Raw genomic sequence first — 23,796 nt, forward strand, 5'->3', positions numbered from 1 at the left:
ACAAGCATCATAGATCAATATATTACTTCATGTATTCTATAAATTCCTAAATATCATAGCTGGAATCAAAAAATACAGCATTAATTACAATTGCCAATCATGCGGGCAGATTTCATATCCATGGAAATATCATTCTCTTGAATAAAGGTATATTTTATCTTTGACTATGCAACGTGAACGACCGCACGCCTGGGCAGCCGTCCGATGCCCCGCCGTAACCGCGAGACCGGAGCCACACCTTCCTGATACGTATGCTAAGCGCCGTCGAAGGCGATGATCACCTTGCCCGACTTGCCGCCGGCCATCAGCCGGTAGGCCGCCGCTGCCTCGTCCAGTGCAAAGGCATCGGTGATGATGTCGTGCGGGTGCAGGCCCCAGGCGTCGAGGTCCTCGCAGCACTGATCCATGTTGTGTACGCTGGTCACCCAGGAGCCGTAGATCGTGCGCTGGCGGTGCAGGAGATCGTCGCTGACGTCGAACTGGACCGGCCCCGTCTCGCCGATATAGACGCAGCGTCCCCAGGTCCGTGTCGCCTGCAGCGCCAGCAGCCGGCCGCGCGGATTGCCCGAGCAGTCGATTGTGACGCCCGCCCCGCCCCGGGTCAGCAACTCGATCTCGCCGAGCGTTTCGGCACCGGCCACCAGTCCATGGTCGACGAGACCCAGCCCTCGTGCCGTCTCGACCCGATCGGCCTGCGTATCGACGCCGATGGCAAGGCGCGCGCCACGTCCCTTCGCCAGCATCAAGGCCGCCATGCCGACCGGCCCGAGGCCGACCACGACGATCGCATCGCCGCCCGACACATTGCCGCGCAGCACCGCCTCATAGGCCGTGCCGACACCGCAGGAGACGAAGCAGCCGTCCCGGTAGCTTAGCGAATCCGGCAGGTGCACGAGGTCGCGCTCGTCGGCGACAAGGTATTCGGCATGGCCGCCATCCCGCTGCCAGCCATAGGCGGCGCGCGCGGGATCGGTGCAGGAGATCTGAAACCCCTTGCGGCAGTTGCGGCAGAAACCGCAGCCGGAGATATGGTAGACCGCCACGCGGTCGCCGGGCTTGAAATGGCGGCAGCCGGCGCCGAGTTCCACGACCTCCCCCGCCGGCTCGTGCCCGGCGACGACGCCCTGGTAGGCGGTACGCGGATCGTCGCCCAGATGCTTGTGGTAGATATAGTGGATATCGCTGCCGCAGATGCCCGACGCCTTCATCTTCAGCAGCACCTGGCCGATACCGGGTGCCGGCCTCTCGATCTCGCGCAGCTCCACCGTCGAATTCCCCGGCAGGTAGGCGGCCAGCATCCTGGGCATCGTACTTCCCCCTCTTATCCGTTGACCTTCGCCATGAAGTCCGTGTCGCGCACATCCACCATGGCCCCGGCATAATCGTCGCCCGCCCCGGAGGCGAGCCAGGCGATCGCTTTTGCCGCGACCTTGGGATCGGAGAGCTTCTCCTGCGGAATGCTGGAGACCTCGTTGATACCGGCAGCACGGATGCTCGCCTGCATCGCCGTGTCGACCAGGCCGGGAGCGATGCCGAAGCAGCGGATGCCCTCGGCCTTGCCTTCGGCGTCGATGGCACGCGTCAGCATCAAGAGCGCCGCCTTGCCGGAACAATAGGCCGCCCAGCCATGCAGCGGCCGCACCGCGGCACCGGACAGGAGATTGACGATCCGCCCATGCCCGGCAAGGCGCGGCCAGGCGGCCGTCACGACGGCGGCGGCACCCGACACGTTCACCCGCATCGCCAGATCGAATTTTTCCGCGTCGAGCGCCGCGACCGGCGACATCGGCTCGATCGTCGCGGCATTGTTGACGACGACATCGAGACCGCCGAGCCGGTCGGCAATCTCCGCCACCCGGCTTTTGACATTGGCGAGATCGGCGACATCGAGCGCCGCATCCAGCGCCCGTCCGCCGGCCTCCTCGATCGCCTGCACGACCGCGACGCAATCGCCGGCGCGCCGGCCGCAGACCGCGACGTGCGCACCGGCCCCGGCCAGGGCGATCGCCGTCGCAGCGCCGAGACCGTGGCGCGCGCCGGTGACGATCGCCGTTCTGCCTGCAAGATCAATGGTCATGATGCAGCCTCGATGGCGTTGAGCACGGTCTGGCGATCCGGCGAAATGCCATAAGCCTGGAAGCCGCCGGTAATGGAAATCACCTCGCCGGTGACGAAGTCCGCATCAGGGCCGAGCAGCCACGAAACCGCGCCGGCCACGTCCTCCGGCTTGCACCAGCGCCCGAGCGGAATGGAGCCGATCACCTGCTTTTCGAAAGAATCCCAGTCCTTGCCGAGCTTTTCCGCCTTCTTGCGGAACGCCGCCTCCATGCCCGTGCCGACGCCGACATGGCCGGGGGCGACGGCGTTCACCCGCACGCCGGTCGCGGCCATCTCGACCGCCAAGCACTGCGTCAGCGCCGCCACCGCATTCTTCGAGGACATGTAGACCGAGGAGAACGGATTGCCGTAGCCGAGCCGGGTGACGATGTTGACGATCTGGCCTTCGCCCTGCGGCCCCATCACGCGCGCCGCCTCGCGGCACATCAGGAAGGTGCCGCGGGCATTGACCGTGTGGATGCGGTCCCAGTCCTCGACCTTCGTCTCGACCACCAGGCTCTGCATGTGCACGCCGGCATTGTTGATGACGGCGGCCAGCCCGCCATGGGCCTGCGCCACCTCGCCGACCGTGGCGACGACCGAGCCTTCCTCCGCGATATCGAGCACGCGCCAGTCCGCGCCGATGCCGGCTGCCGCTTGGCGTGCCGCATCCGCATCGCGGTCGGCGATGACGACGGCAAAACCGTCGGCCTTCAGCCGGGTGGCGACGGCAAGCCCGATGCCGCCGGCGCCGCCCGTGACGATGACTGCCTTGCCGCTCATGCTTTTCTCCAGGCAAAGAAGAGGTCGCGCATCTTGATCGTCTCGGACATCACGTCGTCGTGCACCGTGTCGAAATAGTCCTGATGGACATATTCGCTGGCGACGTAGCCGGCAAAGCCGCTTTGCCTGAACGTGGCGAACATGGCCGGGAAATTCAGCGTTCCCTGCTCCATCTTGGCCTGCAGCGCGCCCGGCCGGGCCTGGCGCAGATGGGCGTGGCCGAGCCAGGGGATCAGCACGTCGATCTCCTCCTGCCGGTAGCCGGAGACGGCAAAGTGCGCGTAATCGAGCGCCAGCTTGACGCCCGGCACGCGCGTGCACATCTCGGCGGTCAGGCTCGGGGTCTCCAGATAGGAATGCACATGCGGCTCGACGCAGACGTCGATGCCCGCCTCCTGCCCCGCCTCGATCAGGGGTTTCAGCGATTCCACCGTTTCGTTCAGCGCCTGCGCCCGCGTCTGCGCGCCGTTGATGATGCCCGGCAGGATGAAGACGGTCGGCGCCCCCGCCGCCTTGCAGAAGGCGAGCACCTTGCGGAAATCGGCAAGGTTCTCCGCACGGTGATCCGGCAGGGCGAGATTGCGCTCGGCCGGCGAGGAGCCGAACAGATGATAGAGGTTGGACACCGGCAAGGGCAGCCTTGCAGCGATCTCGCGGCCATAGGCCTCCGGCTCCGCCAGCAGGCGCGCCTTGTCGAGGGCCGAGCGGTAGAAATAGCCGATATCGAGGCCTTCCATGCCGATCGCGCGCGCAACGGCGCCCACCTCGTCCAGTGTCAGCAGCGGGAAGGACCAGCTCGTGATGCTCAGTTTCATCGTCATACCTCCTCCATCCGCCCGGATTTCGCGGAGCGGTACATTGCGTCGAGCACGGCCGTCGCGCGCGCGCCGATCACCCCATCGGCCGGATTGACGACATCCCGGCCCCGGCACAGGTCGACCAGCCGGGTGATCGGCTCGACCTGTTCATAAGCACCGGCATCGGCCTCCAGCGTCTCGACATGGGTCCTGCCATCATGGCGCACGGCCTCGACGCGCGCCCGTTCGATATCGAACAACAGCATGCCCTCAGTGCCGAACACGCGGATATCGAGCTGGAAACTCCGCGCCTTCGGCACGGTGGCCGAGCCCGACAGCACCATGGTCGCGCCGTTGGCGAGCTCCACCACCGCGGCGTCGTAGAAATCGACGCCGGCGGGCGACAGCCCCGTCTTCGCGAAGACCCGGGCCGGTGCGAGGTCGACCAGGCGGAACACCGCGCCCAGCCCGTGCGTCAGCTGGCCCCAGCCATAGCCGCCGGAGCGTTTGGGATCGGCCCAGGTCGAAGCCGGCGGGCGGAACAGGTGATCCTTCGTCTCGACCATCGGTTCGCCGCCGAAGAGATCGGCGAGCGCGGAAGCCATCTGCGCGACGACATGGCGAACCTCGCCGACCCAGCCCTCGCGGATCAGCCGGTGCGCAGCGTCGGTCATCGCCTTGTAGTTCCAGCCATAGGGCATGATGATCTCGCCGCCCCGGGCCTCTGCCAGCGCGACGAGGGCGCGCGCATCGGCGGCGGTCGTGGCCATCGGCTTTTCGATCAGCACCTTCAGCCCGCGCTCCAGCGCAAGCGTCGCATGTTCGGCATGCAGCACATGCGGCGAGGCGACGACGACGCCGTGCAGCGTTTCTTTCTCGAGCATGTCGCGCGCGTCGAGATAGGCGTGCGGCAGGCCGAAGGTTTTCGAAACCGTCTCGAGCCCGTCCGCATCGGGGCGATTGATGGCGACGATATCGACATGCGGATTGGCGATCAGCGCCGGGATATGGCTGAGGGTGGCCCACCAGCCGGCCCCGATGACGCCGATATTGACCGTGTCGGGCATTTTCTCCTCCTCGCTCACGTCTTTGAGCCGGGCACCGGCCGGCGCAGCGGCCGGCCGGCGAGATGGGCGCGGATATCGTCGGCGACGAGCCCCTGCAGCGCCTCGATTGCCGCCGCGGAATACCAGGCCGCATGCGGCGTCAGGATCAGGTTCGGCGCATCCCGCAGGGGCGATTCCGGCGGCAGCGGCTCGATCTCGAAGACATCGAGCGCCGCCCCGGCGATCCTGCCGGCCTTCAGCGCCTCGGCGAGCGCCGCCTCGTCGACCAGCACGCCGCGCGCCGTGTTGACGATGAAGGCATTGGGCTTCATGCGGGCCAGCCGCCCGGCATTGACGAACTTCGTCGTCTGCGGCGTGCCGGGCGCATGCAGGCTCAGGACGTCGGCGCGTTCCACGAGGGTTTCCGGATCGACCAGCTCGACGCCGAGGTCCTTCGCGGTTGCTGCATCCAGCACGGGATCGGCCGCCAGGAACCGGAAACCGGAGGGGCGCAGCCGGTCGGCGACGGCCCGCGCGATCTGGCCGAAGCCAAGGAAGCCGACCGTCGTCTCGCGATAGGCGGCAAGGGGCCTGGCCACGGCCACCGCCGCCCATTCGCCGGCGCGGATGCTGGCGTCCAGCCGCACGACCTTGCGCAATTGCGTGAGGATCAGCGCCACGGTGTGATCGGCCACCTCGTCGATGCAATAGTCCGGCACGTAGCCGGCCGGCACGCCGCGCGCATTGGCGGCGGGTATATCGAGATTGTCGAAGCCGATGCCGTAGCGAATGACCGCCGCCCCCTTGGCCAATCCCTCGATCGCCCGCGCGGTCAGCGGCGCGAACTGCACCACGGCGACATCCGCCCCGCGCACCGCCTCGGCCACCTCGTCCGCCGTACGGCATTGACAGGCGAAAAACTCCGCGCCGGAGGCGATCGCCGCCGCCTCTTCCTGCGCGAGCGCCGGGAACGTGTAATCGGTGACGACGACTTTGCGCTTGTTCATGGTCATGCCTTGGTGAGGTAATCGTGGATGACCTCGCCGCTCACCAGCGTGAAGTCGGCCTTCCAGAAGAACGCCTCGATCGGCTCGACCACCGGCAGGCGGTAGACCGGCGCCTGCGCGTTGGGCCGAAGCTCGACGGTCGCCGGTCCGACCCAGCATTCGCGCACGGCAACGTCCGTCAGCTTGCGCGAGGTGATCTGCCGGATCGCCGGCCGGCCGTCGATATGGTCGATCGCCTTGAGGTTGAGGTTGGTGCCGAAATCGAAATGCCGGCGCATCTCGGCCGGATCGACCTGGCGCTGCTTGTAGGGCGTCGTCACGGTGACGACATCGATGCCGTTGCGCTCGACCGTACCGACAATGAGATCGCCGCGGAACTCCAGCGAGGGATTGGCATATTTCTTCGGCTGGCCGTGGATTTCACGCCCGTGCGACACGCCGCCGTCCGAATGCAGGAAGAGATAGGGCGAATAGGCCCCGGCCCGGCCGGCGACCTCCGCACCGAACATCACGTTGCATTCATGGTAGGGGCCGATCCAGTCCGTATCGTTCATCTTGTAGAGATGGATCGCCACGACATCGCCGGCCGCGCGGACCGGCGGCGGGGCGAGGAAGGCGGCCGCAGCGGGATCCGTGCGGTAGAAGACGGTCAGGATCTCGCAATCGCGGAACCGGAAGGGGAACGGCGGAATGAAGGGCGCATCCCACGGCGTGGAGAACCCGCCTCTCGCGATATCGGCTTCGGTGGGCTTCGTCAGCCCCCAGCGACGTTCGGTCATACCCGGCCTCCGGCTTTCATCGATTCCCGCGTCGAGCGCAGGACATTGCGCATATGGGCGGCCATCGCGGCGCGCGCGGCCTCCGCGTTCTTTTCCCGGAGCGCCTGCACGATCGCCCGGTGATCCGCGATCGACCCGCTGATGACCCCGGCCGTCTCGGATGCGACCTTGCGGAACTCGAGGCCGAGGATGTTCAGGCTCTCGGCGGTGCGGGCGAGGAATTCGTTGTCGGCAAGCTCCGCAAGCCGCCGGTGGAACGCCGTATCGACCTCGCGGTACTGCACGGGCGTCTCCGTCGCAGCCTCCTGCGCCGCGATCAACCTTTCGAGAAAGGCGACATCTTCGGCGCTCGCATTGACCGCTGCACGGGCCGCGATGTCGCCCTCGATCAGTTCGCGCGCCTCGTAGAGCTTGTCCACCTCGGTGTTCTGCAGGGTCAGGAAGAAGGTCAGCGGCTTCAGGAGATCGGCCGCGCTCAACTGCGAAACGACGATGCCGCCGCCGTGCCGGATTTCCAGTACCCCGAGGACGGCGAGCGCCCGCACCGCCTCGCGCACCGTCGGGCGGCTGACCTGAAAGGATTCCGCCAGGCTGCGCTCGGACGGCAGGTGATCGCCCGCCTTGAGATTGCCCGCCGTCACCAGGCCGAGAATCCGCGACACGAGGATTTCCGTGAGCCCGGCCTTCTTGACCGGTTCGACGCCCGAAAGGCTCCGTTCCTGCACGCTGCTTCCTCCCGATGCTTCCCGGAGACCATCTGCGCATCTTGTCCCCAATCTTGTCAAGTGGCCAAGTGGCCTTACCACTTATTGACGTAATGGCAGAGATAGTGTTAGTCAATCGCCAGCGTCGGCGGGTGAGGAGCAGAACCGCACGGCGCGTGAGGAACCATCATGCGCATCCGCCATGTACGACCCTATGTGATCGCCTATTCCGATCCGAACGACTTCGCCAACCGGCGCATGACGACGCTGGTTCGCGTCGAGACGGTGGATGGCGTCGTCGGCTGGGGCGAAGGCATCGCCATGTGGCCGGAGGCCTGCAAGGCGACGGCGACGATCATCGCAGCGCTCGGCGATCTGCTCGTCGAGGCCGGCGAGATCGACGTGCGCGGGGCCTGGGAACGCATGCGGGCGCATTGCTGGTGGTATGGCGAGGGTGGTATCGCCTGCTTCGCCTACAGCGCGCTCGACATGGCACTCTGGGATATCGACGGCAAGCGCCAGGGCAAGTCGCTCCATGCGCTGCTTGCGGACAATGCCCGGACGTCCCTGCCCGCCTATGCCTCCAGCCATGTCAACAAGGCGACCATCGAGGACTGCGTGGCCGAGATCGCCGGCTTCCAGCAGCAGGGATTCAAGGGCGTCAAGCTCGGCTTCGCCAAGAAGGGCCTGTCGAACATCGGCCGCGATCCGGATAACGACGTCGCCTTCATCAGCGCCCTGCGCAGGGCCGTCGGCAAGGATTTCGAGATCATCGTGGACGCCGGCAACGGCGTGAAATGGGACGTGGCGACCGCCGTCGCCACCGTCAGGCGCATGGCCGAGTGTGACATCGGCTGGATCGAGGAACCCTTCTATCCCACCTTCATCGAGGACTATCGCGCGCTGAAGGCCGCGGTCGACGTGCCGATCGGCACGGGCGAGCGGGAATGGACGGTGAGCGGCTACAGACGGCTGATCGAGACGGGCACGGTCGATGTTCTCGGCGTCGACCCGGCGCGCGCCGAGGGCGTGACGGGCTTTCGCATGATCGACGCACTCTGCGCGGCAAACGGCATTACCATCAACGCCCATGCCTGGAGCACCGCCATTCTCACGGCCGCCAGCCTTCACTTGTCGCTGGCCTCGCGCACGGCGCGCCTGTTCGAGCTGAAACCCTTTCCGGTCGTCGTCCAGAACGAGCTCGTGGAGGAGCCCATCTGGCATGCCGGCGGCGAGATGTCCGCGCCCGCCGGCCCGGGGCTCGGCGTCACCATCAACGAAGCGGTGCTGAACCGGCTTGCCATATGATCCAGACAAGTAAACTTGCTTGACAAGTTTACCAATGCAATTGACCATCGGCATTTTCAGGGAGGAGAACATGATGAAATGGAATTTGGCGGCTCTGGCCTCGGCCACCGCGCTCGCACTGACGATTGCAGGCACCGCCGCGGCGGAGGACTTCCACGGATTTGACCCTGTGAGCTTCGATGGCGCGATGCTCTCCGCAGAGCAGCTGCAGGCTATGGTGAAGGACGCGACCGCCGTCACCCCGCCGCGCAACGGCTCCAAATATGTCATCGGCTTTGCCAACCTGCAGCGCGACATGACCTTCGGTGTCGTGGTCGAAAAAGGCATCCAGGCCAATGCCGATGCGGCCGGCGTCGAACTGACCATCGCCGACAACCGGCTCGACGGCCCGACCGCGCTCGCCAATGCGCAGTCCTTCGTCCAGCGCAATGTGGACTATGTCATCGAGTTCCAGACGGACGTGAATTTCGGCCCGACGGTGATGAACGTCTTCAACCAGGACAATGTGAAGGTCGCGGCCATCGACATTCCGATGGAAGGCGCGACCTTCTTCGGCGCCAACAACCCGAAGTCCGGCTTCATGGGTGGCTCCTATCTCGGACAGGCGGCCATCGCGAAATTCGGCGCCGACAAGGTCAAGCAGGGCTATTACGTCATCGGCGAGCTGCCGCAGTCGGGCGCGATCCCGGCGATGCGCACCGAAGGCCAGCAGGCCGGCTTCCTGTCGGCAGTGCCGGATTTCCCCAAGGAACAGATGCTGCGCATCGACACCAAGAACACGCTGCAGGAATCCTTCACCCAGATGACCAACCTGCTCGGCCGCATTCCGGATGGCGTGCCGATCATGATCAACGCCATCAATGACCAGTCCGCGATCGGCATGCTGCGCGCCGTCAAGCAGGCCGGCCGCGAGGCCGACGTCATCGCCGTCGGCAACGGCGCGGACGAGACCCAGGCGCTGGCCGAGGAGCCGGAACTGGTCGCTGCCACCGGCTACTTCCCCGAGCGCTACGGCAACTATCTCATCCCGATCGCGCTGGCGGCCCTCGCCGGCAAGGAACTGCCGCCGGCCGTGCTGGTCAATCATGTCATGATCACCAAGGCCAATGTCTGCGAGTACTACAAGGACTACAAGTGCGGCGAGAAGCCGGGCTTCGACTATGCCTTCCCGCAGGCGGAATTCGAAGCCCATCTCGCTTCGCTGAAGGGGCAGGAATCGCTCAAGGGTTACGAGACGCTGATCCCGAGCAAGTGACGATGCAGCCGGGCGCGCGGTTTTCGCGCGCCCTTTCGCGCATGGGAGGAATGGATGGCAGGCCTTGTTGAGATGACCGGCATTGGCAAGTCGTTCGGCCGTGTCGCCGTGCTGTCCGATGTCTCCCTTCGGGTCGACGAGGGCAAGGTCGTTGCCCTGCTCGGGGCCAACGGCGCCGGCAAGTCGACGCTGATGAAGATTCTGTCGGGCAATTACACGCGCGATGCCGGCGAGATCCGCATCGACGGCCGGCCGGCCGATTTTCGCGCACCGGCAGACGCCATCGCCGGCGGCATCCGCCTGCTGCCGCAGGAGTTGTCGATCTTTCCGGACCTGACGGTGGCGGAGAACATCATGCTCGGTGCGTTGCCGACAAAGGGCTCCGGCCCGCTGCGCACGGTGGACAAGGCTGCCGTGGAAGCCCGCGCCGCCGAGCTTCTGGTGCGCATGGGCCTCGACTGGCTTTCGCCGAAGACCCGCATGGGCACGGTCTCGCACCATGTCCAGCGCATCGTCGAGATCGCCCGCGCCATGGCCGGCAACGCCCGGATGCTGATCATGGACGAGCCCACCGCCTCGCTCGCCGACGCCGAGGTGAAGATGCTCTTCCAATGTGTCCGCCGCCTCCAGGCAGAGGGGATCTCGGTCGTCTACATCTCCCATTACCTCAAGGAGGTCTTCGAGATCTCCGATGAGATCGTCGTCCTGCGCGACGGGCGCAATGCCGGCCGGTTCGAGACGAAGAAGACCGATGTCGATGCTGTGCTGGAAGCGATCGTCGGCAACCGGGTTGGAAACCTCTATCCGGATTTTGCCCGTTCGACCGGCGTCGCATCCGACGTCGTCACCGTCGAAGGCCTGACGGTGGACGGTTGGCTGCACGGTGTCGACTTCACCATCCGCAAGGGACAGATCACCGGCATGCACGGGCTGATCGGCTCCGGCGTCGAGATGGCCGGCCGTGCCCTGTTCGGCGCCGTACCCAAGGCAAGAGCCGCCCGCACGACCGTCGACGGCCGGCCCTATGCGATCCGCAATGCCGAGGCGGGCGTTGCCGCCGGCCTCGGGCTGGTCGCCGCCGAGCGCAAGCAGGAAGGCATCATCTCCATGCTGAGCCTGCGCGAGAACATGTCGGTCTGCAACCTGCCGCTTTTCACTAAGGGGCTCGTCGTCCAGCGCAAGACGGAAACGGCCACCGCCGACGACTGGATCCGGCGTTTCGCCATCCGCGCGCGCGGCGCCGAACAGGCGATCGGCAGTCTCTCCGGCGGCAACCAGCAGAAGGTGTGCCTCGCGCGCTGGCTGATCGGCGACCTCAAGGCGCTGATCCTGGAAGAGCCGACCCGCGGCGTCGATGTCGGCGCGCGGGCGGAAATCTACCGGCAGATCCGCCAGATGGCCGATAACGGCCTCGGCATCCTGCTGATCTCCTCGGATGCGGAGGAGGTCGCGGGCCTCGCCGACCGGTCGGTCGTGCTGGACGGCGGCCGCGTCGCCGCGACCTATGAGGCGCCGGTCTCGGCCGCGATGCTGATGAACGCCGCCTCCAAACCGGCCGCCGCTGAAGCCATCTAGGGCAATTCCATCATGAGGCCGCGAGAGTTTGCGGTCGGGATTGTGTGAAAACAAAGAGATAGAGCATTTTCGGGCGATCCGCCTCGCCGGAAATGCTCCAAGTCAGGAAAGAGGATTCCATGTCCGAGGAAACGGCCAAGACCGTGGGTAGCCAGAGCGAAGCACCGAAGCCCGAGGCCGGGCGCAGCCTGCTCGGCAAGTCCTGGGCGGGCACGGCGATGCTGCTCGTCATCTACCTCCTGCTGCTGGTGGTCTTCACCATCCTCTCGCCCTTCTTCCTGACCTTCAAGAACCTCCTGTCCATCGGTTCGAACATGGCCTTCGTCGGCCTGATGGCGGCGGCCGGCACGCCGCTGATCATCGCCGGGGGACTGGACCTTTCCGTCGCCGCGGTGGCCGGGATTTCAGGCGTCATCGTCTCGCTGTGTTATGCCGCCGGCATCGACATCTGGCTTGCCTGCGCCATCGCCATCCTCGCCGGCGGCGCGATCGGCGGGGGCAACGGCATGCTGACCAACGGTCTCAGGCTCAATCCCTTCATCGTGACGCTCGGCTCGATGAGCATCATCACCGGCCTGTCGCTGGTGCTGACCGGCGGCCTCACCCAGCCGCTGGCCATCCCCGGCTTCAACTGGATCGGCTCCGGCCGCATCCTCAGCGTGCCGGTGCCGCTGATCCTGATGCTGGTCTTCTTCGCGGCCATCTGGTGGGTCATGGCCTTCACGCCCTTCGGGCGCTACATCTACGCCTCCGGCGGCAATCCCGACGCCAGCCGCATGCTGGGCATCCCGGTCGATCGAACGCAGATCAAGCTTTACATCCTTTCCGGCGTCTCCGGCGCGCTCGCCGGCATCGTCGTCGCCGCAATGCTCGGCGCCGCCGCCCCGGATGCCGTCGGCAAGCACCTGCTCACCGTCATCGCGGCCATCATCCTCGGCGGCACCAGCCTCTTCGGCGGCCGCGGCTCGGTCTGGGGCACGCTGCTCGCCGTGCTCATCCTCGGCACGCTGAACAACGGCCTCACCCTGCTCAACGTCTCGAGCTTCTGGCAGGACGTCACCAAGGGCGCCGTCCTGCTGCTCGCCGTCGGCCTCGACCAGCTCCGCATCCGCTCGCAGATTTGAAAGGAACCGTCATGCCCGAACGCATCGCCTTCCGAATGATCCTCAACCCCGGCCAGGCGGCCGAATACAAGAAGCGCCACGACGAGATCTGGCCGGAGCTGAGCCAGGCCCTACGCGACGCCGGCGTGTCCGACTACTCGATCTGGCTGGACGAGGAGACAAACCACCTCTTCGCAACGCTGGTGCGGGCGGACGACCATAGCATGGACGCGCTGCCGCAAACGGACGTGAACCGCCGCTGGTGGGATTTCATGGCCGATATCATGCAGTACAACGACCGCGGCGAGCCGCATGTCGTGCCACTCAAACCGGTCTTCCATATGGCGTAGAACCCGCCGAGACGCCGGCGGATACGGATTTGGAAGGAAGCCGGGCCGCGGGCAAACGACGAAGCACTTTCAACAGAACGGTCGCCGCGCCGCCCGTCTCATCCGCGCCGACACGGCCTCGCATGCACGGGACAATCAATCGCCGATGAGGGCCGGCAGGCCAAACGCGTCCCCATCAATTTTTCCGCGACGATGGCCGATGCCTCGCCTTCGCTAGACCGTGAGATGTTGCAAGAGACATTCAGCTCAAGCCCTGTAACCTGAGGCCTGCCCGCTCGCGCAAACCTGGAGTTGAGAACGCAACAAGGCCACGCCTGCCTTCCCGTTGCAATGTTTTGGGATGTTCGGGGTGGGAGGAAGCGCTGTCGGGTTAGCGGTTGACGGGAGAGGGCCGGAACGCAAAAAAGCCCCGTCGTGTTACGGCGGGGCTTTGTTTGGTTGCGGGGGCCTGAATGCACAGAGGCTTGTAGAGTCTTATTAGCGTTGAAGGAATACGAACCGATATCCTGTCAGGAATTGTATGAATCAAACTTCTTTGCTGATCATTATCAAGCGGCGCACCTCTATCGGCTTTGCGACCAGCCGCTCAGCCTGCTCGAGCAACGGCTTGAGATGCAGCATTGCCATGTGAGCACCCAAGTCCGCCTCACTTCTCCAATTCTCGTAGAACACGAAGATGCAGGGATCGGTTGCGTCCACGTGGAAGTCGTAGTTGAGGCAACCCACCTCGGCACGCGTCGGCGCCACCTGTGCGGCGAGCAGATGATACAACTCTTCGCGCATCTCGGGGCGGGCTACAATCGTGGCGACGACGGTGACGGTCATCCTCAGCTCCTCTTCTGGCTGAGCGCGACGGCGAGGATGATGATGCCGCCACGGGCGATCAGTTGCTGGCTGAATTCGAGGCCCATCAGGATGAGGCCGTTGTTGATGAGGCCAATCATCAATGCGCCGACGATTGTGCCGATGACGGTTCCTTTGCCGCCGAACAGGCTGGTACCGCCAAGCACCGCGGCGGCGATGACCGAGAGCTCGTCGCCCTCGCCGAGCTGGAAGCGGCCGGATTGCAGGCGCCCGGCATAAAGCATGCCGGCGAGTGCTGCTGCCGAGGACGAGATGACCAGCACCTTGAACTTTATGGCCTTGGTATCGATGCCGGAATAGCGCGCCGCCGTCTCGCCGCCGCCGGTCGCAAGCACCCGTCGGCCAAAGCCCGAACGACGCAATACTATGTGTCCGATGCCGCCGAGCACCGCCATCCAGACAAGCAGCACCGGCACCGGCCCTAGGTCACCGCCGCCGAACAGCCAGGAATAGCCGGGCGACAGGATCGGCACGGCCGCGGTCGCCGATATCCACATGGCGACACCCTTGGCGATGCCCATCATGGCGAGCGTGGTGAGAAAGGACGGGATACCGATGCGGGTGGTGAGCCAGCCATTGAACATGCCGACCGCAAGTCCCGTGGCGATGCCGGCACCGACGCCGACGAGCGGGCCGCCTGCGGCGATCGCCATCGCGACGGTGACGGTCGAAAGGCCTGCGACCGCGCCGACCGAAAGGTCGATCTCGCCGGCCGAAAGCACGAAGGTCATGGCAATCGCCATGACGGCGATCATCGCCGTCTGCCGCACGATGTTGAGCAGGTTGTTCGGGTTGAGAAACCCCTTGTCAGCAAGCGTCACCGCGAAGACGAGGAAAATGACGACGAAGCCGATATAGATGATGTTCTGGCGCCAGTTGGCGAAGAAGGCGTTAGCCATGGGAAACCTCCTGAACCGAAAGGGCCTTCTGGATTTCGATCTGCAAGCGCTGTTCGGCGGCCTGGAGACGGTGGGCAAGGTCGTCGGCGGGCACGGACGGATCCTCCAGCGCCTCGCGCGGCAGATCCTGGTGCACGCGCCCATCGGACATGACGAGAATGCGATCGCAGGCGGTCAGCAATTCGGAAAGCTCCGACGAGATCATGACGATGCCCTTGCCCGCGGCAGCGAGTTCACGCACCAGGCGGATGATCTCGGATTTCGAACCGATATCGATGCCCGCCGTCGGCTCGTCGAGGATGAGGATGTCCGCATCGGTGGCGAGCCACTTGCCGATGACCACCTTCTGCTGGTTGCCGCCCGAAAGCGTCGAGACGGCATGGTCGCGGCTCGCCGTCTTCACGCGCAGGCGCTCGATTTGCGTGTCGGTCAGGGCGTTTGCCGCCTTCGTGTCGACGAGACCGACCTTGGACAGCCGATCGATGACGGCGAGGATCATGTTGGAGGCCACCGAATGGGCGGGAATGATGCCCTGCGTTGCGCGTGCCTCAGGCACCAGCGCGACACCCGCGGCGATCGCATCACCCGGCTTGTGGATCGTGACGGGGCGGCCCTTGATACGGATCTCACCCTTGGCCGCCGGGTCGATGCCGGCGATCACCCGCGCCAGAGACGAGCGGCCCGAGCCGAGCAGACCGGCAAGCCCCACCACTTCGCCGCGATGCAGCGTCAGGGAAATGTCTTCCGGCTTGTGAACGCCGCTGACATGGTCGAGCTCCAGCAGCACCTCGCCCCTGATGGAATGGCCGCGCTCGACATCGGAGAGCCCTTTCGAGCGCCTGCCGACGATGTGCTCGATCATCGTATCGATCGATAGCTCGCCAAGAGGCGCGGTGATGACATGCCGGCCGTCGCGCAGAATCGTGGCGCGGTCGGCGATGCGGGCGATCTCGTCCATGCGGTGACTGACATAGATGATTGCCACGCCCTTGGCCTTCAGCTTGCGCAGGAAGACGAAGAGCCGCTCGACATCGGAAACGGCGAGCGCCGTGGATGGCTCGTCCAGAACCAGAATCTTGGCGTCCTGCGAGATCGCCTTGGCGATTTCGGTGAGCTGCTTCTGGCCGGCCCCCAGATCCCCGACCACGGCTTTCGGATCGACGAAGACTTCGAGCAGCGCGAAAATGTCCGCCGCGCGCCGCTCGGCTTCCCGGTCGTCAATGAGCCCCATGCCGTCACGGCATTCCCGCGTCAGGAAGATGTTCTGGGCGACCGTCAAAGTCGGAACCAGGCTCATTTCCTGGTAGTTCATCGCGATGCCGGCGGCACGCGACGCCTCCGGCGTATGTGTGGTCAGGGGCACGCCGCCGACTTCGATTGCGCCCTGATCGGGGCGATGCACCCCGTTCAAGACCTTTAGGATCGTCGACTTGCCGGCGCCGTTGCCGCCGAGCAACGCATGAACCTCGCCGGGCAAGACCTCGAAGGAAACGTCGTCCAACGCGCGCACCCCACCGAAGGCCTTGCTTATGCCGGTCATGCGGACGGCAGCGGCGCTCGCAGTCATCCCACCTTCTCCCACTGTCCCGTCTCACCCGAGCGGATAAGGGCGTCGGCGACGAGTTCCGTCAACAGGCCATCCTCGAAGTTCGGGCTCGGCAGCCGGTTCTTCGCGATGGCCGAGAAGAAATCGTAGCATTCGACGATCTTCGTCTCCGAATAACCGATGCCGAGGCCGGGGATCGGCCAGAGACCATTGCCATAGGGATGTGCCGGACCCGTATAGACGGTGCGGAAGCCGCGGGCATCGGCCGGGTCGTCGGCGAACATCACCTGCAGTTCGTCGCGGCGCTCGTAGTTGAAGTGGATCGAGCCTTTGGTACCGTGGACCTCCAGCGTGATGAAGTTGTTGCGGCCATAGGCGTTGCGGGTCGCTTCCAGGCTTCCGATCGCGCCGCCCTCGAATTTCAGCATGGAGACGACCTCGTCGTCGACATCCACCTCGCCGCGTTCCGCATCCTTGGCTTTTTCCGCCGCGCCAAGCTTGTCGACGCCGCCCTGCTGGAGGGGGCGTGTCTTGTTGTAGGTGGTGGTGAGCGCGCTCACCTCGGCGATCGGTCCGACAAGATAGTGGGCGAGATCGACCACATGGGTGGCTATGTCGCCGACCGAGCCGGAGCCGGCGATCTTCTTCTGGAAGCGCCAGGAGAGCGGTGAATCCGGATCGGCCGACCAGTCCTGCAAATAGGTGCCGCGGAAGTTCAGGATACGGCCGATGCGGCCTTCCTCGATATATTTCCTTGCGAGTGCGACGGCCGGCGTGCGGCGATAATTGAAGGCGACCATGTGGATGACGCCGGCAGCCTTCACCGCGTCATGCATCGCCCTCGCCTCTTCGACCGTGCGGGCGAGCGGCTTCTCGCAGATGATGTGCTTGCCGGCCTTCGCCGCCTCGATGGCGATTTCGGCATGCACATTGTTGGGCGTGCAGATGTCGACGACATCAATATCCGGACGGTTGACGACAGCGCGCCAGTCCGAGGATGCCTCTTCGAAACCATAGCGGCGGCGTGCTTCCTCCGCCATGCCGTCCGTCACGTCGACGACGACCTTGCGATGGGGGATGGCCGGTGCGGGCCAGAAGAACATCGGCATGGAGGCATAGGCCATGGCATGCGCCTTGCCCATGAAGCCGCCGCCGATCATGGCGACGTTCATCACTTTGGTCATCGGGTTTCTCCTGAACGATAGCGGCTAAGGCAAGCCGCGTTCCATCTGCCGGCCTGAGCCGGCTCACTCCATGCGGCACGGAGCATGATCATGCCCCGTGCCTGCCATCATCACTGGCCGAGGCTCGTCTTGATGTTGTCGGTCGCTTCGCTGGAATAGACCGCTTTCCAGCCGTCGAGCAAAGTCTCCCGCGTCACCGGAAGAGCGGGAAGTGCGACGAAATCGGGGGCTTCCTTGCCGAGCAGCGCATAGCCGGCGAGCTTGGCCTCGACCACGCCGGCATCATAGGGCCGCTGCGCACCGAGCCCCTTGACGAAACCACCCTGGGCCATCGAGATCGCCACGTTCTCGCCGAGGTCGATGGTGGTGATGACGAGGTCGTCGCGACCGGCGACACGCGCGGCCGAGATCACACCTTCTGCCGGCACGTCCCAGACGGCCCAGATGCCCTTGATGTTCGGGTTGGACGTGAGGATCGCAGACGCCGCCTTATCGGCGTCGCCTGAGAAATCCGGTCCACCGATGCCCTGCTCGGCGACGATCTTGATGTTGGGGTAGTCGGCGGCGATCGTTGCCTTGAAGGCTTCGTAACGCTGCTTGGTGACGAAGAAGTCGGCGGCGTGGAACACCAGGCCGATATCGCCCTCGCCGTTCAGCGCCTTCGCCATTAGATGAGCCGAGGCGACGCCATTGCCGTAATTGTCTGCCGAGACGACCGACACATAGTCCTTCCCGGCCACAAAGCCGGTCGGCACGTTGTCCATGAAGACGAGCTTGGTGCCGGCCTCCGCCGCCGCCTTGTAGGCTGCGGCCGTCGCCGTCGGATCGGTCGGGATGGAGACGATGACGCTCGGCTTCTGCGCCATGATCGTCTCGATATCGGCGACCTGCTTTTCCGGCTTGAAGCCCGCATCGGTCACCGCAAGAACCTTGATGCCCATCGCGGCGAACTGGGTTTGCAGACCGTTGACCTGGGCGCGCGACCAGTCGTTGCCGCCATAATGCATGACGATCGCCGCCGTCGCGTTCATGCCCTTGATCTTGGCGAGTTCCTCGTCGTTCAGCGTGACATCGGACGCCGGCGACGGGTCTTCGCCAGAAGGCCCCTTGGAGAGGACCGTCTTCTGGAGCTCCGCGAGCGCGGTGTCCGGATCGGCCGAGGCCGGTGCAGAATAGGCAAGAGCAAGCGCCAGCACGGCGGCCGTACCCAACAGGAATCGTCTCGTCATCATCACTTTCTCCTCCCGAAAGTGGGGCTCCCGCCCCGGTCGCGGCCGTCAGGCCGATTTAAGATAGGCCATACTCGCTTTCGCTCCCTCAAGCGGATCAGGCCAGGAATCGAGTTCGGTACAAACCCAGCCGGCAAAGCCGGTCTCCCGAAGGACTGCGATGATCCCGTCCGTCGGGACGTCGCCACGGTCGATGGGCGTGAAGGTGAAGGGCTCCTTCTGGAAACCCTTGAGATGGACATAGGAGATGCGCGCCGCATGCTCGCGAATGAGGGCGGCCGGATCACCGCCAGCGGCCGCGAGATGGGCCGTGTCCGGGCAGAAATGGATGCCGGTTAGCCCGAAGATCTTGCGCACATCCGCCGGCCCCTCGACGATTGTCGAAAGATGGGGGTGATAATGGGCGGTGAGACCGCGCGCCTCGGCGATCTCCTTCACCCGGTCGAGCGCGGCCGCGAGCTTGTGATAGTCCGCCTCGCGGATACCGTCGAAGCGCTTGGCGCCGCCGCCGACAACGAGATGGGGTGCTCCGAGTTCGGCGGCGCGATCCGCGGCGCGCACCACGCGGGCCAGTTCCTCCGGCAGGATATCGTCGAAGACGAAATTGCCGCCGGCATAGGTCGCCACCAGCGCGAGCCCATTATCGGCGAGCAGGGAGCGCATGTCGTCAGTGCTGAAATCGAGAAGGTTGCCGTCGAAGAGCTCGACGCCCTCGTAGCCTGCCGCGGCAATGTCGGCGAAGGCACGACGCATGTCACCGAAGGTGCGGTAAGCGAGATTGGTGATCGAGGTTACGCCGACTGCATCCCCGCCGAGATTGCCCCAGCAGTTCGCATGATAGGCGAGCTTGAAGTTCGACATCGGCGCCTCCTCCCAGTGATCGTCGCGACTGCAGACCGTCTTACGGCGTGAAAAACCTGATGTCAATTATTTATGCGCATATCTATCAATACTTTTGCTGATTTAATGCAAAAGTTCGATGTTGCCAGTCGAAACAAGCGGCATTATCAAGGGAAAGAAGGCGAAGCCGCCAGAAAGGAAAACCCATGCCGACGACGGCGACCGCGCAAACTGATGGATATCCCCGCCGCAAAGGCCGTCCGCGCGTCTCCGAAACCGCTGCCCCCAGCCTCGTCGACATCCTCAACCTCGTTCGCACCGAACAGGCCACCACCCGCCAGGAAATCGAACGCCACAGCGAGCTTGGGCGCGCCGTCGTCGCGGATCGGCTCGGAACGCTCGGCGAACTGGGCCTCATCGATGAAAGCGAGCTCGGCACCCCCACCGGCGGCCGCGCGCCGCGCCTCGTGCGGTTTGCGGCAGATCGCGGCCGCATTCTCGTTGCGACGCTCGACCAGACCGCCATCGGCGTCGGCGTCGCCGATCTCGCCGGATCCCTGCTCATGGAGCATCATGAGGCAGCCGAGCTGGCCCAGCCGGTTTCCGCCCTGGCAGAGCGACTGATCACGCTTTTCCGCTGGATTCTCGAGCGGCAGGCGGATCCGCAGCTCTATGGCATTTCCATTTCCGTACCCGGTGCGGTGCCGGATGGCGGTGAAGCGCTTTTCCAGCGCAGCACGCCCGGGGTCCTGCCCGGCTGGGAGAGCTTCCCGCTGGTCGAGACGCTCATCGCGGCCTTCGACGCTCCGGTTTGGTTGCGCTCCAGTGTCGAGACGATGACGATGGGCGAACTCCATGCCGGCGCTGGCGGCGGCCGCAACACCATGCTGTTCGTCAAGGTGGGCAAACGCATCGGCGCCGGTCTTGCAAACGACGGCGCGCTGTTTCGCGGCGCGCAGGGCGCCGTTGGCCTTATCGGTTCCGTTCCCGTGACGGTGGGCGACAGGACCGGCACGCTGGAAGCCATGGCCGGTTCCGACCACATCGCCCAGGACGGCAAGGTGGCGGCCGAGCATGGCGCGAGCCCTATCCTTGCCGAGCATATGCGGCGCGGTAGCGACATCACAGCCCTCGAAGTCGCGCAGGCTGCTCAAATGGGCGACGCCGCGGCGATCGATATTCTCGCGCAGAGCGGCCGGCTGATCGGTCAGGTGGTCGCGACGCTGGCCAACATGCTGAACCCGGCACTCATCGTGCTGTCGGGTTCGATCGCCCAGACGAACGACATCCTTCTTGCCGCCGCGCGCGAGGCGATCTACGGCGCCTGCCATCCGCTGGTGAGCCGGGACCTGCAGATCATCCGCTCGCAGATGGGCAGTTCGTCAGGGCTTGTCGGGGCCGCGATCGTCGCGACGGAAGGCCTGTTCGCCCCTGCCATGCTGAGGGACTGGATCATGGCCGGCCGGCCCCAGGCGCATCCGCTCTTCCAGCAGGTGAAGGACGAGATTGCCCGGAGGAAGACCATGGAGGGAAACAGCCTGCGGCCGCCGGATGTTTGAGGAGGAAGCAATGGCGATTACTGGTCTCGGCCCTCACGGCGAGCGGGCATCGGCACCCGAGCGGGTGCTGCTGCTGCCGGAAGACATGGCGCGCGCACGGGCAAGCGGCTTCCGTGTCGCGATCGTGCTCCACACGCTTGCCAGCGACTGGGCCAAACAGCAGCTCTCCGGCATTGTCGGCATGCTCGGCAATTGCGGGGTCGCGGTCATCGACGTGGTCGATTGCGCCTTCACGCCGGAGGTGCAGATCGAGGCGCTGGAGCGGCTGATCGGCGAGGCGCCGAACGCCATCATCTCGCTGCCCGTCGCGAATTCCAAAGTGGCAGCAGCGCATGCGCGCGTCGCGGCGGCCGGCATAAAGCTCGTCCTGCTCGACAACGTGCCGACCGGCCTTCTTCCGGGCAAGGATTATATCTCGCTCGTCTCGGCGGACAATTTCGGGCTCGGCAAGATTGCGGCGGAAGGATTGTCGCCTCATCTGCCTGATGGTGCGGAGGTTGGCGTACTCGGTTATGACGCCGACTTCTTTGCAACGAACGAGCGCGAAATCGCCTTCGTCAAATGGATGCAGATCAACCGTCCGGATGTGACGCTGCGTATGCGGCGGTTCCCTGCCCTTTCAGAAGTCGCCAAGACCACGCGAAACCTTGCCGAAGCCCATCCCGGGCTTGCCGGCCTCTTCGTCGTCTGGGACACGCCGGCAATGACCGCCGCCCAGGTTCTCGAAGCGATGGGCCGCAGGATTTCGATGGCGACGGTGGACCTTGGCCAGGAGGCTGCAATCGGCCTCGCCGCCAGTGAACCGCTCGTTGCGATCGCCGCCCAGCAACCCTTCCGGCAGGGCGAAACCGCCGCTTCCATAGTCGTGACCGCTCTCCTCGGCCGGCTAGCCCCCGCCTGGGTCGCGCTGCCCGGCCTTGCCGTCACGGCGCGCAATGTCGTGGAATGTTTCCAGACCGTCTGGCGCATGCCGGCGCCGCGCGAAGTGCTGCGCAAGCTCAGCCTCGTCGGCCCGGAAAAATAGCCCCGTTCTTGAAAGGATTCGAACCAAGGGCCTCGCCTATTCAGCTGCTGGTAGTTCCGTTTTCAGCGACTAAATCAGGCTAGCTTCATCCCTTTCTGAGCAAGGAAGGACTGCCCTAACCGGCCGCCTGAGTCAGGTGGAAACCCCGATAACGACCATTCTTTCTGGCCATGAGCTCGGCATGGCTGCCGCTTTCGACGATGCGGCCGTCGTCGACGACGAGGATGCGGTCGGCGTTCGCGATGGTCGCGAGGCGATGGGCGATGACCAGCGTGGTGCGGCCGGCCGAGAGCTCGGCGAGCGACTGCTGGATCGCCCGCTCCGTCTGCGTGTCGAGCGCCGAGGTCGCCTCGTCGAGGATCAGGATCGGCGGGTTCTTCAGGAAGATGCGGGCGATGGCGAGGCGCTGCTTCTGGCCGCCCGAGAGCTTGACGCCGCGCTCGCCGACGACCGTGTCGAGACCGTCGGCGAGGTTGGCGATCACGTCGTCGAGGCGCGCCCGGCGCGCCGCATCGAGGATCTCCGCCTCGCTGGCCTCCAGCCTTCCATAGGCGATGTTCTCGCGGATCGTGCCGGCGAACAGGAACACGTCCTGCTGCACGATGCCGATGTTCGAGCGCAGCGACCGCAGCGTCATGTCGCGGATGTCGATGCCGTCTATGGTGATCGCGCCCGATGCGACCTCGTAGAAGCGCGGCAGCAGCGAGCAGATCGTCGTCTTGCCGGCGCCGGACGGGCCGACGAAGGCGATCGTCTCACCCGCCCCGATCGAAACGTTCAGCCCGCCGAAGACCGGCCGGTCGGCACCGTAGCCGAAGCTGACGGCGCGATATTCGATATCGCCGGCAAGGCGCCCGACATCCCTGGCATCCTCGCGGTCCCGGATGTCCGGCTCCGTGTCGAGGAACTGCGTGTAGCGCGTGAAGCCGGCGATGCCCTTGGGATAGGTCTCGATGATCGCGTTGATCTTGTCGATCGGCCGGAAGAACACGCCGACCAGGAGCAGGAAGCCGACGAAGCCGCCGGCCGAAAGCTCGCCGCGCGTGACGAACCAGGCGCCGGCCAGCATCACCACCACCTGCACGAAGCGCATGGAAAGGTAGGAGAGCGACATGGAGGCCGCCATCACCCTGTAGGCCTGGAGCTTGGTGACGAGGTAGTTCCGGTTGCTCTCGGCAAACAGCTTACGCTCGTGGTCCTCGTTGGCGAAGGCCTGCACGACGCGGATGCCGCCGACATTCTCCTCGATGCGGGCGTTGAAATCGGCGACGCGGCCGTAGAGCGCATGCCAGGTCGTGGTCATGCGCGCGCCGTAATGGGTGGTGACGAAGGCCGTCAGCGGCACGATGACGGCGGTGATCAAGGCGAGCGGCACATGCACCCACAGCATCAGCACGAAGGCGCCGACGAGCGTCATGACGGCGATGAAGAGGTCTTCCGGCCCGTGATGGGCGACCTCGCCGATCTCCTCGAGATCCTTGGTCAGCCGGGCCACGAGATGGCCGGTCTTCTGGTTGTCGAAGAAGCCGAAGGAGAGCTTCTGCAGGTGGTCGAAGGCCTTGCGGCGCATCTCCGCCTCGATGCGCACCCCGAGCATGTGGCCCCAGTAGGTGACGATGACCTGCAGGCCGGCATTGACGAGGTAGATGAGGAAGAGGCCGAGGGCCGCGAGCGCGACGAGGTCGAGGCGGCCGGTCGGCAGCAGGCGGTCGATGAACAGCGTCACGGCGACGGGAAAGGCGAGCTCCAGGAGGCCGGCGACGACCGCCGAGGAGAAGTCCAGCGCAAACAGGCCGCGGTGCGGACGATAGTAGGACGCAAAACGCTTCAGAAGGGCTGACATCGGC

At 65.1% G+C, this 23,796-nt stretch carries 22 protein-coding genes; 7 read left to right on the forward strand and 15 right to left on the reverse strand.

What is annotated here, in order from left to right; translation table 11 throughout:
• Nucleotides 1–254 precede the first annotated feature (254 nt).
• Genes AABF56_RS16705 through AABF56_RS16740 form a run of 8 tightly spaced genes read right to left on the reverse strand, consistent with a single transcriptional unit; the run spans nucleotide 255 to nucleotide 7,234 of the window.
• Nucleotides 255–1,307, reverse strand: coding sequence for a zinc-dependent alcohol dehydrogenase family protein (locus AABF56_RS16705; RefSeq protein ID WP_272806803.1), 1,053 nt, complete (start codon nucleotides 1,305–1,307; stop codon nucleotides 255–257).
• A 14-nt stretch (nucleotides 1,308–1,321) separates the two neighbouring features.
• The gene (locus AABF56_RS16710; RefSeq protein ID WP_272806804.1) at nucleotides 1,322–2,077 is read right to left on the reverse strand and encodes an SDR family NAD(P)-dependent oxidoreductase; all 756 of its coding nucleotides are present in this window, start codon (nucleotides 2,075–2,077) and stop codon (nucleotides 1,322–1,324) included.
• Nucleotides 2,074–2,880 (reverse strand): SDR family NAD(P)-dependent oxidoreductase, encoded by an 807-nt coding sequence (locus tag AABF56_RS16715; RefSeq protein WP_244769717.1) that lies wholly within the window; start codon nucleotides 2,878–2,880, stop codon nucleotides 2,074–2,076. Before AABF56_RS16715 ends, AABF56_RS16710 begins: the two co-directional genes overlap by 4 nt.
• A complete protein-coding gene (locus tag AABF56_RS16720) occupies nucleotides 2,877–3,695 on the reverse strand; it encodes a sugar phosphate isomerase/epimerase family protein (RefSeq protein WP_272806805.1) in 819 nt (272 codons plus the stop codon). The genes AABF56_RS16715 and AABF56_RS16720 overlap by 4 nt, the downstream gene beginning before the upstream one ends.
• A gap of 2 nt (nucleotides 3,696–3,697) precedes the next feature.
• Nucleotides 3,698–4,744, reverse strand: coding sequence for a Gfo/Idh/MocA family protein (locus AABF56_RS16725; RefSeq protein WP_272806806.1), 1,047 nt, complete (start codon nucleotides 4,742–4,744; stop codon nucleotides 3,698–3,700).
• Nucleotides 4,745–4,758: 14 nt separating this feature from the next.
• Nucleotides 4,759–5,730 (reverse strand): C-terminal binding protein, encoded by a 972-nt coding sequence (locus tag AABF56_RS16730; RefSeq protein ID WP_272806807.1) that lies wholly within the window; start codon nucleotides 5,728–5,730, stop codon nucleotides 4,759–4,761.
• 2 nt (nucleotides 5,731–5,732) lie between these two features.
• Nucleotides 5,733–6,509, reverse strand: a complete 777-nt coding sequence (locus AABF56_RS16735) for an acetoacetate decarboxylase (RefSeq protein ID WP_272806808.1) — start codon at nucleotides 6,507–6,509, stop codon at nucleotides 5,733–5,735.
• Nucleotides 6,506–7,234 carry a FadR/GntR family transcriptional regulator gene (locus AABF56_RS16740; protein ID WP_272806809.1) on the reverse strand — a complete coding sequence of 243 codons (729 nt, stop codon included), beginning with the start codon at nucleotides 7,232–7,234 and terminating at the stop codon, nucleotides 6,506–6,508. The genes AABF56_RS16735 and AABF56_RS16740 overlap by 4 nt, the downstream gene beginning before the upstream one ends.
• A 168-nt stretch (nucleotides 7,235–7,402) precedes the next feature.
• Between AABF56_RS16740 and AABF56_RS16745 the strand changes: the two genes are divergently transcribed.
• The 5 genes from AABF56_RS16745 to rhaM all read left to right on the forward strand — a co-directional run bounded on the left by AABF56_RS16745 (nucleotide 7,403) and on the right by rhaM (nucleotide 12,804).
• Nucleotides 7,403–8,521: a mandelate racemase/muconate lactonizing enzyme family protein gene (locus AABF56_RS16745; RefSeq protein ID WP_272806810.1), complete on the forward strand. Its 1,119-nt coding sequence runs from the start codon at nucleotides 7,403–7,405 to the stop codon at nucleotides 8,519–8,521.
• Nucleotides 8,522–8,591: 70 nt separating this feature from the next.
• Complete coding sequence (locus tag AABF56_RS16750) at nucleotides 8,592–9,776, forward strand: sugar ABC transporter substrate-binding protein (protein WP_272806811.1); 1,185 nt, start codon at nucleotides 8,592–8,594, stop codon at nucleotides 9,774–9,776.
• A gap of 54 nt (nucleotides 9,777–9,830) precedes the next feature.
• Nucleotides 9,831–11,351 (forward strand): sugar ABC transporter ATP-binding protein, encoded by a 1,521-nt coding sequence (locus AABF56_RS16755; RefSeq protein ID WP_272806812.1) that lies wholly within the window; start codon nucleotides 9,831–9,833, stop codon nucleotides 11,349–11,351.
• A gap of 119 nt (nucleotides 11,352–11,470) precedes the next feature.
• On the forward strand, nucleotides 11,471–12,475 hold the full coding sequence (locus AABF56_RS16760) for an ABC transporter permease (protein WP_272806813.1): 1,005 nt from the start codon (nucleotides 11,471–11,473) through the stop codon (nucleotides 12,473–12,475).
• Nucleotides 12,476–12,486: 11 nt separating this feature from the next.
• On the forward strand, nucleotides 12,487–12,804 hold the full coding sequence (gene rhaM, locus AABF56_RS16765; RefSeq protein ID WP_272806814.1) for an L-rhamnose mutarotase: 318 nt from the start codon (nucleotides 12,487–12,489) through the stop codon (nucleotides 12,802–12,804).
• 525 nt (nucleotides 12,805–13,329) lie between these two features.
• Here rhaM and AABF56_RS16770 read toward each other — a convergent pair.
• The 6 genes from AABF56_RS16770 to AABF56_RS16795 all read right to left on the reverse strand — a co-directional run bounded on the left by AABF56_RS16770 (nucleotide 13,330) and on the right by AABF56_RS16795 (nucleotide 19,387).
• Nucleotides 13,330–13,629 carry a putative quinol monooxygenase gene (locus tag AABF56_RS16770; protein ID WP_272806815.1) on the reverse strand — a complete coding sequence of 100 codons (300 nt, stop codon included), beginning with the start codon at nucleotides 13,627–13,629 and terminating at the stop codon, nucleotides 13,330–13,332.
• A gap of 2 nt (nucleotides 13,630–13,631) precedes the next feature.
• Entirely contained in the window at nucleotides 13,632–14,567 is a 936-nt protein-coding gene (locus AABF56_RS16775; RefSeq protein ID WP_272806816.1) for an ABC transporter permease, read from the reverse strand.
• A complete protein-coding gene (locus tag AABF56_RS16780; RefSeq protein WP_272806817.1) occupies nucleotides 14,560–16,134 on the reverse strand; it encodes a sugar ABC transporter ATP-binding protein in 1,575 nt (524 codons plus the stop codon). Before AABF56_RS16780 ends, AABF56_RS16775 begins: the two co-directional genes overlap by 8 nt.
• Nucleotides 16,131–17,297, reverse strand: coding sequence for a Gfo/Idh/MocA family protein (locus AABF56_RS16785; RefSeq protein ID WP_272806818.1), 1,167 nt, complete (start codon nucleotides 17,295–17,297; stop codon nucleotides 16,131–16,133). Before AABF56_RS16785 ends, AABF56_RS16780 begins: the two co-directional genes overlap by 4 nt.
• Nucleotides 17,298–17,407: 110 nt before the next feature.
• Nucleotides 17,408–18,526 (reverse strand): substrate-binding domain-containing protein, encoded by a 1,119-nt coding sequence (locus tag AABF56_RS16790; protein ID WP_443021163.1) that lies wholly within the window; start codon nucleotides 18,524–18,526, stop codon nucleotides 17,408–17,410.
• Nucleotides 18,527–18,574: 48 nt separating this feature from the next.
• Nucleotides 18,575–19,387, reverse strand: a complete 813-nt coding sequence (locus AABF56_RS16795; RefSeq protein WP_272806820.1) for a sugar phosphate isomerase/epimerase family protein — start codon at nucleotides 19,385–19,387, stop codon at nucleotides 18,575–18,577.
• Between the two features lie 185 nt (nucleotides 19,388–19,572).
• Between AABF56_RS16795 and AABF56_RS16800 the strand changes: the two genes are divergently transcribed.
• Nucleotides 19,573–20,925 (forward strand): ROK family protein, encoded by a 1,353-nt coding sequence (locus AABF56_RS16800; RefSeq protein ID WP_272806821.1) that lies wholly within the window; start codon nucleotides 19,573–19,575, stop codon nucleotides 20,923–20,925.
• A gap of 10 nt (nucleotides 20,926–20,935) precedes the next feature.
• Complete coding sequence (locus tag AABF56_RS16805) at nucleotides 20,936–21,949, forward strand: substrate-binding domain-containing protein (protein WP_272806822.1); 1,014 nt, start codon at nucleotides 20,936–20,938, stop codon at nucleotides 21,947–21,949.
• 115 nt (nucleotides 21,950–22,064) lie between these two features.
• Here AABF56_RS16805 and AABF56_RS16810 read toward each other — a convergent pair whose 3' ends face one another.
• Complete coding sequence (locus tag AABF56_RS16810) at nucleotides 22,065–23,792, reverse strand: ABC transporter ATP-binding protein (protein WP_272806823.1); 1,728 nt, start codon at nucleotides 23,790–23,792, stop codon at nucleotides 22,065–22,067.
• Nucleotides 23,793–23,796: the final 4 nt, after the last annotated feature.

The organism is Shinella sp. WSC3-e (genome assembly GCF_945994535.1).
Taxonomy (GTDB): domain Bacteria; phylum Pseudomonadota; class Alphaproteobacteria; order Rhizobiales; family Rhizobiaceae; genus Shinella; species Shinella yambaruensis.